15 protein-coding genes are annotated in these 18,997 nt (G+C 48.6%); 8 read left to right on the forward strand and 7 right to left on the reverse strand.

Annotated features, from left to right (window positions below; translation table 11 throughout):
- Positions 1-231: 231 nt before the first annotated feature.
- Both NBH16_RS22060 and NBH16_RS22065 read right to left on the reverse strand, forming a co-directional pair.
- Positions 232-684, reverse strand: coding sequence for a hypothetical protein (locus NBH16_RS22060; RefSeq protein ID WP_005865306.1), 453 nt, complete (start codon positions 682-684; stop codon positions 232-234).
- Between the two features lie 448 nt (positions 685-1,132).
- Positions 1,133-1,417 carry a hypothetical protein gene (locus NBH16_RS22065; RefSeq protein ID WP_227793693.1) on the reverse strand — a complete coding sequence of 95 codons (285 nt, stop codon included), beginning with the start codon at positions 1,415-1,417 and terminating at the stop codon, positions 1,133-1,135.
- 395 nt (positions 1,418-1,812) lie between these two features.
- Here NBH16_RS22065 and NBH16_RS22070 point away from each other — a divergent pair, with 395 nt between their 5' ends.
- From NBH16_RS22070 to rseP, 8 genes are all read left to right on the forward strand, one after another.
- The gene (locus tag NBH16_RS22070) at positions 1,813-3,627 is read left to right on the forward strand and encodes a glycoside hydrolase family 2 protein (RefSeq protein WP_008780926.1); all 1,815 of its coding nucleotides are present in this window, start codon (positions 1,813-1,815) and stop codon (positions 3,625-3,627) included.
- Between the two features lie 95 nt (positions 3,628-3,722).
- Positions 3,723-4,220, forward strand: a complete 498-nt coding sequence (locus tag NBH16_RS22075; RefSeq protein ID WP_195301202.1) for a GNAT family N-acetyltransferase — start codon at positions 3,723-3,725, stop codon at positions 4,218-4,220.
- A 66-nt stretch (positions 4,221-4,286) separates the two neighbouring features.
- Complete coding sequence (locus NBH16_RS22080; protein ID WP_005855584.1) at positions 4,287-4,892, forward strand: DUF4290 domain-containing protein; 606 nt, start codon at positions 4,287-4,289, stop codon at positions 4,890-4,892.
- Entirely contained in the window at positions 4,889-6,193 is a 1,305-nt protein-coding gene (gene murA / locus NBH16_RS22085; RefSeq protein ID WP_005855586.1) for a UDP-N-acetylglucosamine 1-carboxyvinyltransferase, read from the forward strand. Before NBH16_RS22080 ends, murA begins: the two co-directional genes overlap by 4 nt.
- A gap of 12 nt (positions 6,194-6,205) precedes the next feature.
- Complete coding sequence (rimM, locus tag NBH16_RS22090; RefSeq protein WP_005865312.1) at positions 6,206-6,739, forward strand: ribosome maturation factor RimM; 534 nt, start codon at positions 6,206-6,208, stop codon at positions 6,737-6,739.
- A gap of 10 nt (positions 6,740-6,749) precedes the next feature.
- Positions 6,750-7,613 carry a M23 family metallopeptidase gene (locus NBH16_RS22095; protein ID WP_122378967.1) on the forward strand — a complete coding sequence of 288 codons (864 nt, stop codon included), beginning with the start codon at positions 6,750-6,752 and terminating at the stop codon, positions 7,611-7,613.
- Between the two features lie 6 nt (positions 7,614-7,619).
- Positions 7,620-8,771 carry a 1-deoxy-D-xylulose-5-phosphate reductoisomerase gene (locus tag NBH16_RS22100; RefSeq protein WP_158532482.1) on the forward strand — a complete coding sequence of 384 codons (1,152 nt, stop codon included), beginning with the start codon at positions 7,620-7,622 and terminating at the stop codon, positions 8,769-8,771.
- Between the two features lie 30 nt (positions 8,772-8,801).
- A complete protein-coding gene (gene rseP / locus NBH16_RS22105; RefSeq protein ID WP_158532481.1) occupies positions 8,802-10,130 on the forward strand; it encodes an RIP metalloprotease RseP in 1,329 nt (442 codons plus the stop codon).
- Positions 10,131-10,221: 91 nt separating this feature from the next.
- Here the strand turns inward: rseP and NBH16_RS22110 are convergent, their stop codons facing one another.
- The 5 genes from NBH16_RS22110 to NBH16_RS22130 all read right to left on the reverse strand — a co-directional run bounded on the left by NBH16_RS22110 (position 10,222) and on the right by NBH16_RS22130 (position 18,597).
- Positions 10,222-10,965 carry a tetratricopeptide repeat protein gene (locus NBH16_RS22110; protein WP_005855602.1) on the reverse strand — a complete coding sequence of 248 codons (744 nt, stop codon included), beginning with the start codon at positions 10,963-10,965 and terminating at the stop codon, positions 10,222-10,224.
- 155 nt (positions 10,966-11,120) lie between these two features.
- Positions 11,121-12,215 carry an alanine dehydrogenase gene (gene ald / locus NBH16_RS22115; protein ID WP_005855604.1) on the reverse strand — a complete coding sequence of 365 codons (1,095 nt, stop codon included), beginning with the start codon at positions 12,213-12,215 and terminating at the stop codon, positions 11,121-11,123.
- 96 nt (positions 12,216-12,311) lie between these two features.
- Positions 12,312-15,692 (reverse strand): preprotein translocase subunit SecA, encoded by a 3,381-nt coding sequence (gene secA / locus NBH16_RS22120; protein ID WP_005855607.1) that lies wholly within the window; start codon positions 15,690-15,692, stop codon positions 12,312-12,314.
- Positions 15,693-15,826: 134 nt separating this feature from the next.
- Complete coding sequence (locus NBH16_RS22125; RefSeq protein WP_121773019.1) at positions 15,827-17,413, reverse strand: alkaline phosphatase family protein; 1,587 nt, start codon at positions 17,411-17,413, stop codon at positions 15,827-15,829.
- Positions 17,410-18,597, reverse strand: a complete 1,188-nt coding sequence (locus NBH16_RS22130; protein ID WP_250789075.1) for a lipoprotein N-acyltransferase Lnb domain-containing protein — start codon at positions 18,595-18,597, stop codon at positions 17,410-17,412. The genes NBH16_RS22125 and NBH16_RS22130 overlap by 4 nt, the downstream gene beginning before the upstream one ends.
- Positions 18,598-18,997 lie beyond the last annotated feature (400 nt).

An 18,997-nucleotide genomic window follows, 5' to 3' on the forward strand; every position in this document is an offset into this window, starting at 1 on the left:
TTGATTATTTTTTTGCAACACTAAGTTAAGTGAATCCTCTGACATGGCAAAATCCTGAGCAACTTTTTGTTGCTCAGGTACTTAAAAAAAATATTTTATAATAGTGTTGCGGAATTAAGGTATTATAAGCTTCGAGTTTAGTTATGGATTTATTTGCGCTGTTTATGGCTCCTATAGATAGTAGAAGCACATAAATGATGATAAAATACATTTTTTTCATAATGTCGTAATTTAATTTAGATTAATTGTTTGTGTTAGATCTCTTGTGAAATCAAATTTAAAAGAGGCATATTCACTATTCTCTTGCATGATCACACAATCATAAGACTGCCCTTCTTGAAGGTTGCTGATTTCATATGTTAATTGTCTTCCACAAAGACAATTAGCATCATCGCCAATTGGCGTGAATTTAATTATGATTACTTTTTCATTATAACTGATACTCGACTCTATTTTTTCCAGAGCGCAATTCAGTTGGACATGGTACATGTCCACTCTTAGAGTGTTTGTGTTAACTGCACTGATTTCTACATAAGCGGTCTCTTCTTGCGCCTTGGTCAAGTTTTTCCCCGTGGCGCATTCCGAGTAGGAACCATTTTTTAGGTACACGCTGTTTTCCTTATCGTTACAACTTATAAGGATCATAGCGATTATTGCCATGAATTGCAAAATAATGATTTTCATAAATAGAATGTTAATTTAATATCTTTATTATTAGAAATAGAAAACCATACGCTTTACTAAAAAGTAGAAGTTGGTTTGGCTAGTTTAGATTCAGTCTTACATTTTATAGAAACATGAAGGCTGTTAGAGCATGACTTGTAATTTTATTTTATCTTTTTTCCAAAGATATGATTTAATTATTATTTATTGGCTTGAAAAAGTATTATATTTATGATTTTGCATTAAATTAACAATGTGTATGTTTTATTTCTTAATCTCCAAAGGAGATGGTTCGTTTTGCTTTCTCTTCTGTTATCGGCCCATCGAAATACCTCCGCAGCAACCACGCCATCGCCTGCTGTCGCACCATCGTCAGCCGATAGTCCTCGCTGATGGGCAGGTGACCCGGTGGTCGCCAATAGGCGAAGAGGCTCATGGCGTGGCGTTTCTCCTCGGGGGGGGTCGTTGATCAATCTCCGCTCTTGCAGGGATTGGTAGACATGGGCGGGGTAGAGACGTTCCAGTGGGTAACCGGCCTTGTATTGCTGGAATACCTTGCGGAGGAAGGCAAGCTCACGCTCTTTCTTGTAGGCCGTGATATAATAGCCATTGGCATAGATGTCACAAAGCAGGGCAATATATAATGAAAAGCGTCAGATCCGTATTTGCGCTTTATTTGACGGATTTTACGGTTGCTTAGTAAATCCGTGTCGAGCGGGAAATAATCCGGCTCCTTTTTAATAGGTCGTGCCATTACTCCTTCTTTTCCGGGTATCCTTGAATCAGAAGAATTTTACAATAAGCAGAAAATGAGGTTTTGTTTGCAAGGGGTTGAAAATCAGAGTCGTAAAAAACATCGTAATGTTTGCGTTAAAACACGTACATGTTTTTCCGAAAAGTCGTACATGTTTTTGGATATTCACGTACGTGTTTTTCCGGAAATGATATTGATGTAAAATAGGAACATTAAAAAATACAATAACCTTACCTAGTGAGATTCTGTCACAAGAGATATTCCGGGCATTTTATGGTTAGATCGATTTGGCTGCGGTTCTCCTATTGGTATCCGAGGACGATGTGGATTTTGGATATTTTCTATTATCTTTGTCACTTGAAAGTGTATTATCAATTCAAAATGTAAATAATATCATGAGAAAATTATTGTTAGCCTTTTGTGCGTTCGCAACGATTTGTAGCGCCGGGGCGCAGTGGAAGCCCGCCGGAGACAAGATCAAGACGGACTGGGCTGAGAAAGTAGATCCCCGGAATGTATTGCCAGAATATCCACGCCCCGGGATGGAACGTGCGGATTGGCAGAATTTGAACGGCGAGTGGGAATACGCTATCCTTCCAAAAGGACAGGCAGAGCCGACGAGTTTCGATGGGAATATCTTGGTGCCGTTCGCCGTGGAATCCTCCTTGTCCGGCGTGCAAAAAGAAGTGGGGGAGAAGAATGAGTTGTGGTATAAACGAACCTTTACGGTGCCCTCCTCATGGAAAGGAAAAGATATCTTGTTGAACTTCGGCGCCGTGGATTGGAAAGCGGACGTGTTCGTGAATGATATCTTGATCGGTTCCCACACGGGAGGCTTTACCCCGTTTTCCTTGAATATCACTCCCTATCTGAATGGCAAAAGTACGCATAAGCTGGTGGTGCGTGTATGGGACCCGAGCGATAAAGGCTACCAACCCCGTGGAAAGCAAGTGGCCAACCCGGAGGGAATCTGGTATACGCCGGTCACCGGAATCTGGCAGACCGTATGGCTGGAGCCGGTCGCTTCCTCGCATATCACCTCTATCAAGGCGATCCCGAATATCGATAATGGCGTGATGAGCGTGACGGTCGGGGCTTGTTCCGACTCCCCGGTGTCGGACATCGTGGAGGTCAGCTTGCTCGATAAGGGGCAGGTGGTTGCTACCGCCAAGGGCGTACAAGGGACAGAATTACGCTTGGCCGTGCAAAATCCTACGTTGTGGGAACCTTCCAATCCTTATTTATATGATATGAAGGTGAGCTTGTCGAAGAATGGCAAGAAGGTGGACGAGGTGAAATCGTACACCGCATTCCGTAAGATATCCGCCGAGCGTGACGCCAACGGCATCATGCGTATGCGCTTGAACAACAAGAACCTGTTCCAATACGGCCCGCTGGATCAAGGCTGGTGGCCCGACGGGCTTTACACGGCTCCCACGGACGAGGCGTTGCTGTATGATATCGTGAAGACGAAAGCGTGGGGCTTCAACATGATCCGCAAGCACGTGAAGGTAGAGCCGGCCCGCTGGTACTATCATTGCGATAAGGAAGGTATGCTGGTTTGGCAGGATATGCCTAGCGGCGACATGGGTAACCAATGGGCGCCTCATACGTATAACGGTGGAACCGACAAGGAGCGTACCGAGGAGTCTATCCGTAATTATTACAAGGAGTGGAAGGAGATCATGGACCTGTGCGTTTCGAATCCTAGCGTGGTAGTATGGGTTCCCTTCAACGAGGCTTGGGGCCAGTTCGATACCGAGAAGGCTGCCGAGTGGACAAAAACATACGATCCTTCCCGTCTGGTGAATCCGGCCAGTGGCGGTAATTTCCGTGCGTGCGGCGATATCTTGGATTTGCATAATTACCCGGGTCCGGCGATGTACCTGTTCGATCCGGTGCGTGTGAATGTATTGGGCGAGTATGGTGGTATCGGCTTGGCTGTGGAGAACCATTTGTGGTGGAACAAACGCAACTGGGGCTATGTACAGTTTAAGAATAGCGATGAGGTGACCGCCGAGTACGTGAAGTACGCCAAGGAGTTGAAGGCGATGGTCCCGAAGGGTTTCTCCGCCGCTGTCTACACGCAAACCACGGACGTGGAGGGCGAGGTGAACGGCCTTATGACCTACGACCGTAAAGTGATCAAGATCAACGAGGCCGAGGTGCGCAAGGCGAACCAAGAGGTGATCAAGGCCTTGTCTGAGTAGAAGGCTTAGAAAAAATAGTTATTTGACTCGATGATAGATCCGGTCCGGGCAAAGAGAGATTCTTTCCCGGATCGGATTGTTTTAACGGAATGAATATGATTCGAAATGTGAGTTCGCGAGACGCCAAGGCGATCGTGGATATATACAATGAATATGTCGTGAATAGCGTGGCTACGTTTGAGACGGAACCTTTGCGGGTGGAGGAGATGGAGGGTCGCATAGCCGGGATCTCGGCGAGCTATCCTTATCTGGTGTACGTGGATCAGGATGAGGTCGTGGGATATTGCTATGCCCATACGTGGAAAGAAAAGGCAGCTTATAAATATACGCTTGAGACCACCGTTTATTTATCCCCGAGATACAAGGGCAAGGGGATCGGCCGGCAGCTTATGGAAAGGCTGATCGAGGAATGTCGGGCAGGCGGCTACCACGCCCTGATCGCCTGCATCACTGAGGGGAATGAGGCTAGCTACTCGCTGCATGAGAAGTTGGGGTTCAGAAAAGTATCCCACTTCGAGAAAGTAGGGCTGAAATTCGGGCGGTGGCTGGACGTGGTAGATTATGAATTGATAATTAAGCCTAACGAGAGGTAACTTTCGAATCTCAATTTTCAATTCTCAATTAATATACCTATCTTCGCGATAAACAAAATGTAAAGAATGAAATACAATACAGAAGGAAAAAGATTGACTTTGCCCGAATACGGACGCAATATCCAAAATATGGTGGACTATTGCGTGACTATCCAAGACAGGGAAGAGCGTAAGCGTTGCGCCAACACGATTATCAACATCATGGGAAACATGTTCCCGCACTTGCGTGACGTAAACGACTTTAAGCATATCCTTTGGGATCATCTGGCGATCATGGCCGATTTTAAGCTCGATATAGACTATCCGTACGAGATCATCAAGAAGGAGAACCTGTATAGCCGTCCGCCTCGTATCCCGTACAACAATAACCGTATACGCTACCGCCATTACGGAAAGACCTTGGAGCTGATGATCCGCAAGGCCACGGAGCTGCAACCCGGTATGGAGAAAGACCAGCTCGTGCGACTGCTGGCCAACCAGATGAAGAAATCGTTCCTTACTTGGAACAAGGAAAGCGTGGACGACCGTAAGATCTTCAAGGATCTGGACGAGCTGTCTAGCGGCAAGATCGTATTGAGCGAGGAGGAACACAAATTGGCCGAGAGCCGTGATATCTTGGCCCGTAATAACAGTGGCGGCAACAAAAGGAACTTTACGCGTAAAGGCAGATGAGCTCGTTCGTTATAGAAGGTGGTTATCGCTTGTCCGGCGAGATCGTTCCGCAAGGCGCCAAGAATGAGGCGTTGGAGGTGATCTGCGCAACATTGCTAACACCGGAGAAGGTGACCATACACAATGTGCCTGATATCTTGGACGTGAATAACTTAATCCAGCTCCTTAGGGATATGAGGGTCAAGGTGGAGCATCCGTCCGCCGATACCTATACCTTTCAGGCGGACGACGTGGACATGGAGTATTTGAGTACTGAGGAGTTCCTGCGCAAGAGTGGTAGCCTGCGGGGTTCCGTGATGATCGTAGGCCCGTTGGTAGCCCGCTTCGGCAGGGCGCTGATCCCGAAACCGGGTGGCGACAAGATCGGGCGACGCCGGCTGGATACGCACTTCGTGGGAATCCAGAAGCTGGGCGCTTGCTTTAGCTACGACGCCGGGCGGCAAGTATACGAGATAGAGGCACGCCAGTTGAAAGGCGCTTATATGCTGCTCGACGAGGCTTCCGTGACCGGAACGGCGAATATCTTGATGGCTGCCGTGCTGGCCGAGGGGGTGACGACGATCTATAACGCCGCCTGCGAGCCTTACCTGCAACAACTTTCCACGATGCTGAACCGCATGGGAGCGAGAATCTCAGGTGTCGGTTCTAACCTATTGACGATAGAAGGTGTACGGTCGCTTTCCGGCACGGAGCATACCATCCTCCCCGATATGATCGAGGTGGGTAGCTTTATCGGTATGGCAGCTATGACCGGATCGGAGATCACCATCAAGAATACAGGATATGATAAGCTGGGGATTATCCCGGACGCTTTTCGCCGCTTGGGTATTACCGTGGAGCAGCGAGGCGATGATATTTATATCCCCCGGCATGATTCCTACGAGATCGATACGTTTATCGATGGTTCTATCATGACCATCGCCGACGCTCCTTGGCCGGGGCTTACGCCGGACTTGCTGAGCGTATTTCTCGTAGTGGCTACGCAATCCGTGGGGAGCGTGCTGATCCACCAGAAAATGTTTGAGAGCCGTTTGTTCTTTGTGGACAAGCTAATCGATATGGGAGCCCAGATCATCCTTTGCGACCCGCACCGGGCTACGGTGATCGGGCTGGGTAACCGCTTCAAGTTACGGGGCTCTACGATGGTATCCCCGGATATTCGCGCGGGTATCGCCTTGCTGATCGCCGCTATGAGCGCCGAAGGTACCAGCACGATCCATAATATAGACCAGATCGACCGGGGATATCAAGGGATCGATAAGCGATTGAACCAGATCGGGGCACGTATCACGAGGATTTAAAGATTTTAGGCGATGATTAGAGAAGAAGAGGTTTTCAAGATCGGGCAGTTTGCCAAGCCCCATGGTATCAAGGGGGAGTTGTCGTTGGTGACGAACAGCGATGTGCTGGAAGATGCCGAGGACCCGTACATTGTTTGCGAGATGGATGGTATCTTGGTTCCGTTCTTCGTGGAGGATTTCCGCTATAAGACCGATACGGTGGTCTTGGTGAAACTGGAGGACGTGAATTCCGAGGAGGATGCCCGCATGTTTGTGGGCAAGGAGGTGTTTTATCCTTTGGACGCCGTGGACGAGGAGGATCTCGTGGGGGATATGACGTGGGACAGTTTTATCGGTTATACCGTGACGGACGTACAGAAAGGTTATTTAGGAGAGATAACAGACGTGGATGAGACGACAATCAACGTCCTTCTGCGTGTCGATCATAAAGGCGAGGAGCTGTTGATCCCCGCCGTGGAGGAGTTGATCACCGAGGCCGACCATGAGGCCCGTAGTCTCACGGTGTCTTTGCCGGAGGGACTTATAGAATTGATAATTGATAATTGAAGATTAGGGGTTGAAAAAGAAGAATACGAAATCGTTTTGGCACCGGATCCGGTTTAAATATAAACTTTCCTTCATCAATGAGGGGACGTTGGAGGAGGTGTGGTCTTTCCGGCTTTCGCAGTTATCGGCGTTTGTCACTTTGGCGGTGTTCGCCTTTTTCTTGATCGCCGTTACCGCCTTTATCATCATCAAGACACCGATTCGCAACTACTTGCCGGGCTATCTCGACGTGGAGGTTCGCAAGGAGATTATGCAGAATGCCTTGCGGGCGGATTCGTTGGAGCGTATGATGGAGATCCAGTCCCTTTATCTGAATAATGTGGCCGGAATCCTTTCCGGTACGATGCCCTTGGACTCGATCCGTCAGATAGATTCTTTGGCTAGCAACGATATTAACTATGAGATTCCTCGTAGCAAGGAAGAGACTCGCTTCGTGAAAGATTACGAGGAAGAGGAGAAATATAATTTATCGGTATTGACCGACCCGGGCAAGGTACCGACCGAGGGGGTCTTTTTCTATAAGCCCGTGAATGGCGTGGTCACCTCTCATTATGAGACGGATGTCCATCATTATGGCGTGGATCTGGCCGCGGCCCCGAAGGAGAGTGTCTTGGCTACGTTGGATGGTACGGTGATCTATACCGGTTTCGATCCGAACCACGGAAACGTAATTCAAATACAACATAAGAACGGATTCATCTCGGTTTATAAGCACAACGAATTGTTGCTGAAAGAGGTGGGAGACCATGTGGTAGCCGGTGAGGCGATCGCTCTGGTCGGGAATACGGGAGAGTTGTCTACCGGGCCGCACCTGCATTTCGAGTTGTGGTATAAGGGCAATCCGGTGAATCCGGAAGAATATATAGCTTTTTGATAATTCATGAAAAAAAGACAGTTAGCGATATTAGGCTCGACCGGTTCCATCGGGACCCAAGCCTTGGAGGTAGTGAGCGAGCATTCCGATCTTTTCGAGGTGTATGCCTTGACCGCGAATAACCAAGTGGACTTATTGATCAATCAGGCCCGGAAATATATGCCGGAGGTGGTGGTGATCGCCAACGAGCGGAAATATCCCGAGCTGAAAGAGGCCTTGGAAGACCTGCCGATCAAGGTATGGGCGGGTGCCGACGCTATCGCCCAGATGGTGCAGTCGGAGCCGATCGATATGGTGCTGACGGCGATGGTGGGTTATTCCGGCTTGCGACCGACGATCTCGGCGATCAAGGCGGGAAAGGCGATCGCCTTGGCGAATAAGGAAACTTTGGTCGTGGCCGGCGAGCTGATCATGAAGCTGGCCGCCGAGCATAAGGTGCCTATCTTGCCGGTGGACTCGGAACATTCGGCCATTTTTCAATGTTTAACAGGTGCGTACGATAATCCGATCGAGAAGATCTTGCTGACGGCCTCGGGAGGTCCGTTCCGTACCAAATCATTGGAGGAGCTGGCTACCGTGACGAAGGCGCAGGCCTTGAGGCATCCGAACTGGACGATGGGGGCGAAGATCACGATAGACTCGGCCTCGATGATGAACAAGGGCTTCGAGATGATCGAGGCGAAATGGTTGTTCGATGTCACGCCGGATCAGGTACAGGTGGTGGTGCACCCGCAGTCGGTGATCCACTCGATGGTGCAGTTTGAGGATGGCGCCGTGATCGCCCAGCTGGGAATTCCCGACATGAAATTGCCGATCGCCTACGCTTTCTCGTTCCCGACACGTATGAGGAGCATGGCGCCCCGTCTGGATTTCAACCAATATTCGACCTTGACGTTTGAGGAGCCGGATATGGAACGTTTCCGCAACTTGGCTTTCGCTTTCGAGGCGGCCCGCCAAGGAGGGAATATGCCCTGTATCTTGAATGCCGCCAATGAGGTGGTGGTGGCCGCTTTCCTGCAAGATCGTATCGGCTTCTTGCAAATGAGCGACGTGATTGAGCAGACCATGCGGAAAGCCTCGTTTATCGTCAATCCCTCGTATGAGGATTACGTGGCTACCGACACCGAGGCTAGGCGGTTGGCGGCCGAGTTATTTTGAAATAATTTAAAACAGAACAAACAATAGTAGATGGAAACTTTTTTGATTAAGGCGTTACAGCTTATCTTGAGCTTATCGATACTGGTGATTGTCCACGAGTTCGGGCATTTTATCTTCGCCCGGATTTTCAAGGTGCGGGTAGAGAAGTTCTACCTCTTCTTCGATCCGTGGTTCTCGCTATTCAAGTACAAGCCGAAAAACAGTGACACGGAATACGGTGTAGGCTGGCTTCCGTTGGGAGGATATTGTAAGATCTCCGGTATGATCGACGAGAGTATGGACAAGGAGGCGATGGCCCAGCCGCCCAAGCCTTACGAGTTCCGCTCCAAGCCGGCCGGACAGCGTTTGATGATTATGGTAGCGGGCGTGGTGTTCAACTTCTTGCTGGCTTTGTTTATTTATTCCATGATCTTGTTTACGTGGGGCGATACGTACTTGCCCTTGAAGAACATGAAGATGGGTATGAATTATAGCGAGACGTTCCAGAACGTCGGTTTTCAGGACGGTGATATCTTGCTGAGAGCGGACAATGAGGAGTTGGAGCGTTTCGGTAGCGACAGTTTCCGCAAGGTGGTGGAGGCAAAGACCGTGACGGTGCTCCGTGACGGGCGGGAGACCGTGATCTCCATACCGGAGGATATGATGCAACGTTGCATGCGTGACGGAAAAGGCTTCGCCGATCCTTTGCGTATCCCGATGGTTGTTCGTGAGCTTCCCGACAAGAATGCCCCCGCGGCTCTCGCCGGCATGCAGCCGAAGGATAGTGTGGTGGCTATTAACGGTGTGGCTACCCCGACGTTTTATGATGCCTCCGGGTTATTGTCAGAGAATAAGGGCGAAGAGGTGACGGTAGATTTCTACCGGAACGGCCAGTTGGAGTCCTTGACCATGAGGACGGACTCGGCCGGGAAAATTGGCGTAGCGGTGATGTTGCCTACGGATCTCTATCAGACCGTGACCCGCGAATACGGCTTTTTCGAGTCGTTCCCCGCCGGTATTAAATTAGGTATTAATACCTTGAAGGGATATGTGAACGACATGAAATATGTGTTTACGAAGGAAGGTGCCTCCAGTTTGGGCGGTTTCGGTACGATCGGCGGATTGTTCCCGTCTGTCTGGGATTGGCGGATTTTCTGGGAACGTACGGCTTTTCTATCTATCATCTTGGCGTTCATGAATATCTTGCCGATTCCGGCCTTGGATGGCGGACACGTGATGTTCTTGATCTATGAGGTAGTGGCCCGTCGCAAACCGAGCGATAAATTCCTAGAGTATGCCCAAATGGCAGGTATGTTTATCCTGTTCGCTTTATTGATCTATGCGAATGGAAATGACATCTTCCGCTTCTTCTTCAAGTAACGTACGTCTCTACAACTAGATACAAAAAACCTCCCGGATCACTTTTCTATGTGATCCGGGAGGTTTTTTTGTATGAATAAAGTCCTCTTTCTTATTTCAGGATGTCGTTGATAGAAGCGAGGATCTTCTTGGAGTTCTCGTCTTTCGGGTCGAGTTCGACAGCCTTTGTCAAATATTCTTTCGCTTGCTTGAAGTCTTTGTCGGCTTTCGCTTTCTCGGCGTTGTATTTATCCGGCTCGGAAGTAGCGATCGGGGTAGCGGCCTGTAATATCTTCGCTCCGTTGCCATACAGCATGGCGCCAAGGCTGTAGTAAGCGTTGCTCTGGTAATCCTTGTTCGATACGGCTAGGACCTCTTTGTACATTTTCTCGGCACCGGCCAGATCTCCCTTCTTTTGGGCGGCTTGTCCTTGTTTGATGCAGTAACCGTAAAGCAACTTTTCCAGATTGGTCTTATTCTTGTTTCCATCGGGAATCACTTTTAATCCCTCTTTTACGGTAGTCAGGAATTCTTCTGTCTTGTTTAAGTTACGGTAAGCCATGGCCTCGCCTACATAAGAGTCGTCTACGTTGTAGTTCATCTTAACGGCCATGTCGAAATACTTGGCGGCCTCGGCGTAGTTCTTCGCTTGATTAGCGGCGTATCCGCAATTGAAGATACGGGCGGTGTCTTGGTAATTGTTTTGTTTCAAGTATTCGCCGTATTTTGTTACGACGGTAGCGTAATCTTTTGCTTTCAAAGCAGCGTCACCTTCATCTCTTAATTTGTCAGCGTCTTGTGCGAATAGGTTTCCCACACATAGGCATAAAGCCACTAATAAAACAATTTTCTTCATGGTAATTATTAAATTTAATTGATTTTGTGCTCTAAGTTAAGGTGTGCGGGAAAAGAAGCCAAGATATTTTACGTTTTTTAGAAAACAATAAAAATAGAAAACATAAAAAAGGGATTGCCGCAAGCAATCCCTACTAATGAAAGATTCTTTGGAACTTATGCTTTGAGTGAAGGAAAAGCCTCAGCCACGGCGGGGTAGACAATCTTTCCTTCCACGATGTTTAATCCCAGTTCTAGGCCCGGATCTTCTTCGCAGGCTTTTTCCCAACCTCTGTCGGCAAGCTTGATCACGTACGGCAGGGTAGCGTTGGTCAAGGCTAACGTGGAAGTCTGCGGGACCGCTCCCGGAATGTTGGCTACGCAGTAATGGAGGATATCGTCTATCTCATAAACCGGATTGGCGTGCGTAGTCGGATGGGAGGTCTCGAAGCAACCGCCTTGATCGATGGCTACATCTACCAATACGCTGCCCGGTTTTAATAATTTCAACATATCCCGGGTGATCAAGTGCGGGGCCTTGGCTCCGGGGATTAATACGGCGCCGATCACTAAATCGGTTGTGGGTAATTCCTGTTCGATCGTATGCGTGGAAGAGAACAACGTCTTCACGTTTTTCGGCATCGTCTCGGACAGATAGCGTAAGCGGGGAAGCGAGATGTCGGCGATCGTGACATCGGCGCCTAGCCCGGCGGCCATCAAGGCGGCGTTGTGGCCTACCACACCACCGCCTAAAACCAATACCTTACCCGGTTTCACGCCCGGCACGCCACCTAGCAATACGCCTTTGCCACCTTGCGGTTTCTCAAGGAAACGAGCGCCTTCCTGTACGGACATGCGTCCGGCCACCTCACTCATAGGAATCAAAAGGGGTAACGTATGATCTGGGTTCTCCACGGTCTCGTAAGCCAGACAGATGGAGCCGCTCTTTATCATGGCAAGGGTGAGAGCCTCGTCGGATGCGAAATGGAAGTAGGTGAAGACAAGCTGTCCTTTGCGTACCAAGGGATATTCGCTGGCGATCGGTTCTTTTACTTTTACGATCATCTCGGCAATTCCATATACATCCTCAATGGCCGGGAGTATCCGGGCCCCTGCCGCCACATAGGCATCATCGGCGAAACCACTGTTTATACCAGCCGTGTGTTGCACATACACGGTATGACCTCTTTTCACCAACTCTTTGGCTCCGGCGGGAGTAAGAGCTACCCTGTTCTCGTTGTTCTTGATTTCTTTTGGAATTCCAATAATCATAATGGTAGCATTTAATGGGTTTATATGCCTGCAATATACAAAAAAGAGGAACAGATTGGTATTCTGTCCCTCTTTTTTTATCTTATTTCTTGTTCCTTATAAACCTTGTCCGTGGCAGTTCTTGTATTTCTTGCCACTTCCGCAAGGACATGGATCATTGCGTCCTACTCGTTTCTCGGCACGGACCGGAGCTTGCTTCGGCTGAGGTGCCTCGGCTTGGGTGTTGTTTCCGCTCAAGTCTGTTTTCTCCGTGCGGTAACGGCTCATATCCTCGTGCTTCTCCGGGGCGGCCTCTTGTACGGCGATACGTTGACGGGCTCTTTCCTCGGCGATCGCTTGGGCTGCTTGCTGGGCTACGGCCGCTTGACGGGCTTGCATGGCTTGGCGTTGCTCCTCGGTCGGCTCCTCACGTACCGGGATCTGTCCACGCATCAAGATGGCGGCTGTCTTACGGTTCATGTTGTCTACCATTGTCTTGAACAGGTTGTAAGATTCAAGTTTGTAGATCAACAATGGATCCTTGTTCTCGTAGCTAGCGTTTTGTACGGAGTGGCGCAGCTCATCCATCTCACGTAGATGCTCTTTCCATCCCTCGTCGATCATATGCAATACGATTGATTTCTGGAAGGATTTAACGATTGCCTTACATTCCGTGTCGTAAGCCTCTTTCAGGTTACAAGATACATTATACATGCGCTTGCCGTCCGTGATAGGGATCATGATGTTCTCGTACATCGCTCCTTGATTCTCGTACACTTGCTTGATGACCGGGTGAGCGACTTGCGTCATGCGTTCCATGCGACGTTTATAAGTCTTCAATGCCTCCTCGAACAATTTCTCTACGAGTTGCTCCGGTTTCATGCTCTTGAATTCGTCTTCCGTGAACGGACTTTCCATGGCGAATGTCTTGAACAATTCTAACTTGAAGCCCTCGAAGTCCTCGGCGTGTTGATCGGCGATAGCCGTAGAAGTATCGTAAATCGTGTTCAATACGTCCAGACCGATACGCTCTCCCATCAAGGCGTGGCGACGGCGGGTGTAGATTACGTTACGTTGTGAGTTCATCACGTCGTCGTATTCCAACAGACGTTTACGGATACCGAAGTTGTTTTCCTCTACCTTCTTCTGGGCACGTTCTACGGACTTGCTCAACATATTGTGCTCCAGAACCTCGCCTTCCTTGAAACCAAGCTTATCCATCAAGCCGGCGATCTTCTCGGAAGCGAATAAACGCATCAAATCGTCTTCCAGAGATACGAAGAATACGGATGAACCCGGGTCTCCCTGACGTCCGGCACGACCACGTAACTGACGGTCTACACGACGACTCTCATGACGTTCCGTACCGATGATCGCCAAACCGCCTGCGTCTTTCACGTCCTTGGACAGCTTGATATCGGTACCACGACCGGCCATGTTGGTAGCGATCGTAACCGTACTCTTCTGACCTGCCAAGGCCACGATCTCGGCCTCTTTCTGGTGCAACTTAGCGTTCAATACATTGTGCTGGATCTTACGCATCGTAAGCATACGGCTCAATAACTCGGAGATCTCTACGGATGTTGTACCCACCAATACCGGGCGGCCTGCCTCCGTCAGCTGAACGATTTCCTCGATGACAGCGTTATATTTCTCACGTTTTGTCTTGTAGATACGATCGTTCATATCGTTACGGGCGATCGGGCGATTGGTCGGGATCACTACCACGTCCAATTTGTAGATATCCCAGAACTCGCCTGCTTCCGTCTCCGCCGTACCGGTCATACCGGATAATTTATGGTACATACGGAAGTAGTTCTGCAAGGTGATCGTGGCGAATGTTTGTGTAGCGGCCTCTACCTTTACACGTTCCTTAGCCTCGATCGCTTGGTGCAGACCGTCGGAATAACGACGTCCGTCCATGATACGACCCGTCTGCTCGTCAACGATCATGACCTTGTTGTCCATAACCACGTACTCATCATCCTTCTCGAATAAGGTGTAAGCTTTCAACAACTGGTTGATGGTATGTACACGCTCGCTCTTAACGGAATAGTTCGCCAAGATCTCGTCCTTTTGAGCTTGTTTCTCTTCCTCGGTTCCTGTCATGTTCTCCAATTGAGATAATTGGGAAGTGATATCGGGAAGTACGAAGAAGGTCGGGTCGTCCGTCTTACCGGTCAATAGGTCGATACCTTTATCCGTCAATTCGATACTGTTGTTCTTCTCGTCGATCACGAAATACAACTCATCGGTCGCCTCGTGCATATGGCGCATATTCTCGGACATGAAATATTCTTCCGTCTTCAACATTTGAGCTTTTACGCCTTGCTCGCTTAAGAACTTGATCAACGCCTTGTTGCGGGGATATCCCTTGAAGGAGCGGTACAGAAGGATAGAGCCTTCCTCAACGACCTTCTGGTCGTCGCTAGCCATTTTCTTCTTGGCCTCGATCAATAATTTGGAGCAAAGGTCTTTCTGCGCGTTCACGACAACCTCCACGTTCGGGCGGAATTGCTCGAATAATTGTTCCTCGCCACGAGGGATCGGTCCGGAGATGATCAGCGGCGTACGAGCGTCATCGATCAATACGGAGTCCACCTCATCGACGATGGAGTAGTTATGCTTGCGTTGTACCAAGTCTTTCGGGCTGATCGCCATATTGTCACGCAAGTAGTCGAAACCGAACTCGTTGTTCGTACCGAACGTAATATCCGCCTCGTAAGCCTTACGGCGAGCCTCGGAGTTCGGCTGGTGCTTATCGATACAGTCTACGGAAAGTCCGTGGAACATATAAAGCGGTCCCATCCACTCGGAGTCACGTTTTGACAAGTAATCATTCACGGTTACCACGTGTACACCGTTACGTGTCAAGGCGTTCAAAAATACCGGAAGGGTAGCCACCAAGGTCTTACCTTCACCGGTCGCCATCTCGGCGATCTTACCTTTATGAAGAACGACGCCACCAAATAGCTGAACGTCGTAATGGATCATATCCCATGTGATCTCGTTTCCACCGGCTTTCCAGTGATTGGCGTAAATCGCCTTATCGTCCTCGATGCGGACAAAGTCGAAACGAGCGGCCAGATCCCGGTCGAATTGGTTAGCGGTAACTACCACTTCCTCATTCTCGGCGAAACGGCGGGCCGTATCTTTCATGATGGCGAATACCTCGGGCAAGGATTGCTCCAGTACCACTTCCATCTTGTCCGTGATGGCTTTCTCGATTTTATCTACCTCGGCCCAGATCGCCTCACGTTCTTCCAGTTCCTTATCCTCGATGCCTTTGCGAAGCTCTTCCACTTGCGCTTTCTCCTCGGCTACGTAGTCCTGGATACGTTGTTTGATCTCATCTGTTTTCGCACGCAACTCGTCGTTCGAGAGTGCCTTGATTGACGGATATACGGCCTTTACCTTATCTACGTAAGGTGTGATTTCTTTAAGGTCACGCTGCGACTTATTGCCGAACAGCTTCGTCATAAACTCATTAAATCCCATGATTCTTATGTTAATGGATAGTTGAGCAACTATCGTCTGTTATTACTTTGTTGTTTGAATAATTAGATAATAATAAATAGAAAGAAGAGCCACACAACCCTTGATAATTATCAACTTTAATAATCAATTCTCTATTATTTGGTTGTCAGCTCCCAGAGCGGCAAGCTTTGAGTAGCGTTTGGTGGCCTGATTCTTAGCACATGGGTTACCGTGGGGGCTACCTCAGTGGCCTTGACTTCGCGGTAGATATGTTGGGGTTTCAACCCGTTGCCCATAAATACCAGCGGGGTGATAACAGCATTATTGCGTATAATCTTGACTTTTTCTTTCGGATTGTCGAGGTTTACTTTCCAACCGGGTTGCAACTCGATGATCAGATCGCCCCGTCTCAAATGGTGCGTACCTTGACGGAATTTGGCGGTTCCCTCGTTCCAGTCGCCCGTAAGCAAGCTCCTGCCCGTGGTGACGAGTTGTACGCCACTAAATTCCTGTATGAATTCGGCGGCCTTGTTCTGTAAAGTCGTCAAATCCAGCTTGGCGTCTTCTATCGCCTTGCGGTTCAAGTAGATCTGGTTGTTGTAGTATCCTTGTACCCAACTGGTATGTTGGCCGTAAATGGCCATCAAGTACATATTAAGCAGGGCCAGACAACGTTTCGGGTGGAACTCGCCACCGTTCACCATCAGGCCGTCCGGATAAGACTCCTCGCTTTTATAATAACCGGAACCGGTGAAGACTACCAATGTATTGGCCAAGCCCACTTTCTTGTCGATCGTATCCAATAGCTTCTCGATGTCTTGATCGAGTTGGTAATACGTATCTTGAATCTCCCGGGTGTATTCCTTGCTCATCGTACCCCGGTAATTGCCCGCGTAGTACGTGATAGACAACATATCCGGGCAACTGCGTGTACCAAACCCTCCGTACTCTAGGAACTGGAGGGCCAAACGATTGATCTCCTTATTGATGAACGGAGAGGTCTTCAGGTTCGGATAGCAGTTCGCGAACTTCTCGCTGAACGTATAGCGGAAAGGCAGATCGTCTAATACGTAAGGAAAGGCATCGTATTTCTCCATCGGAAGGGTAGGAGTCCATACCATGGTTTCTAAGCGTGACGCCAAGGATTCCGGGCCGTTATTATAGCGGTCTACGTACCAAGGGATTCCCTTGTAGTACGTCGTGGTAGCCCATTTCCCGTTGGTGTTATCCATCCAGAAAGCTCCGTTGGCCGCATGTCCGGCGGAAAGGATGGCGCTCTCGGCATCCGGGGCGATGGAATATACGTCGCTTCTTCCTTGAGAGGCGATTTTCAACTCGTCGCCGATCGTGGAACTGAATAAATTCTTGGGCGAATAATTCTCTTTCGTGTAATTACCCAGATATTCAGGATCATTTAAGATCGAGACCTCTTTCTCTTTCTCGAAATCAAACGTCTTCTCCCCCGCGATACCGCTGAAGCAAGGGTTGCTTCCGGTAAAAAGAGTCGCGAACGCACTGGCTTGGTCTATGTCGGAGAACTCGAAGCGGATATTGTTGTACACCAACCCTTCGTTCATCAAACGCTTGAAGCCCCGTTCGCCAAATGTATTATAAAAGTATTCTATATAGTCGCCCCTTAGCTGATCCACAGTAATACATACAACCAATTTGGGGGTACGTTGCTGCGCCTCGAGGTTTGTTACCACGAGGATAGCGATAAGTGACGTTATAATTTTTCTCATCCGATTCTCCATATATTTCTGTAAACACCCCAACCCGAACGAACCCAAATCGAGGCTACAAGCGGAATAAAGGCACTGTTTAGATGTTGCGGAATGAAATACCATCCCAGTAACATCAGCGTAAGCGCCGCAAAGTTAATAAAATGATAGTAATATGCAGCCTTCTTCAGCTTTTTTACGCAAAACAAAATAACAGCGATCAAATCGAGCGGCTGTAACCATACCAAAGACCAGTTCGGCCACGTGCAGGGATGGACGGATATGAAGCTAAGAAAGAAGAGGATGACACCTCCGGCTCCGGCTACCGAGAAAAGGACACAATCCACCCACAAGAAGTATTTTTTTTTGCGCCATTCGATCCAAGTAAACCCTAAAACGATTCCGAACAGAAGCCAAGCGCAGACTAAAGGGGTGAATAAATCCCAGATATCTTTTTCCGGCTCGTCGGCTTCCCCGGCTCCGATCACGTGGGTCTCGCTCACCAATGGGCGGATTGTCCCGTCCGGGCCCGTGATGGTGGCTTTAGAGAACGCTTCTTTTAGATAAGGGGGGAGGAAGAGCATCTCGTGCTGGGTGGCCTCCCGGTCGGTGGGGCTGCCTAGCGCTAGGTCGCATCCGAATGTGAGCCACGGATGGTTTCGGGTACAATAATTAATAAGATCCCGGAAGGTCTGGGATTGATAGGGATACTGATAATCGACGCTCCCGTTGATCTCCTTTTCCAAGATCGCGGCAGGGCGGGTAGCGCAATTATCGAAGAAGAAGTTATAACGATATACCCTGTTCTCCGGCCTGTAATTAATAAGCAGGGCATCCCATATATGCTCTTTCTCTTCTTGGGTGAGGTTCAATACTTGCTCCGTGATATCGCTGCCCCGCATTTGGTACTCGATCACGTAGTCTTGGAAATCGGCTACTCCCAGTTTATAATCCGTCTCTCCTTTAGCGAATCGGTAGATAAAATTAGGTTTGGAGAAATCAAATATACCGTAATTGAATATATAATCTATATTTTGCTTGGGATCGTATATGCGTAGAGCGGCATGCCCGTACACGGTGAATACCTCTTCATCGTACGGTGCGCTGGTCATCAGACTGATACGGGCTTCCTCGCTCAGTTTGGGTTGCGCCATCGCCGATAGGGAAAGAATCCCTAGCAGGAATAGAAATATGCTTTTTGTCATTCTCTTCTTAATTATTTGACGCAAAGGTAGATTATTTTTCTTAAACAGTATAGATCGTTTAAGCATAACATATGGCTTTATGTCGAGAAAAGAGATAACTTTGTTTTTATTATAAAGGGAAAAGGAAACTTGGTTATATCTTTGATTATAAGAGTGTTGCAGTTTTTTGTGGATTTTTTTTAAGAAACTTTAGTTTCTTCTAAGGAAAACAAAAGTTTTCCTATGAGGAAACAGAAGTTTCCCTTGCACAAAACTCTAGTTTCTAGCTAGAGAAACAGGCTCACCCGATAAACCTGGGGGATTAAGCATACAGCTTTGTAAGTCTGAAAAGAAAGAATTTTATATCCGTTACTCCTCTTAAAGCAGCTCTAAACGCCTTAATTTTAGCATTAAAAGACTC

The organism is Parabacteroides sp. Y3-G-102 (assembly GCF_023656845.1).
In the GTDB taxonomy this organism is placed as follows: Bacteria; Bacteroidota; Bacteroidia; order Bacteroidales; family Tannerellaceae; genus Parabacteroides; species Parabacteroides distasonis.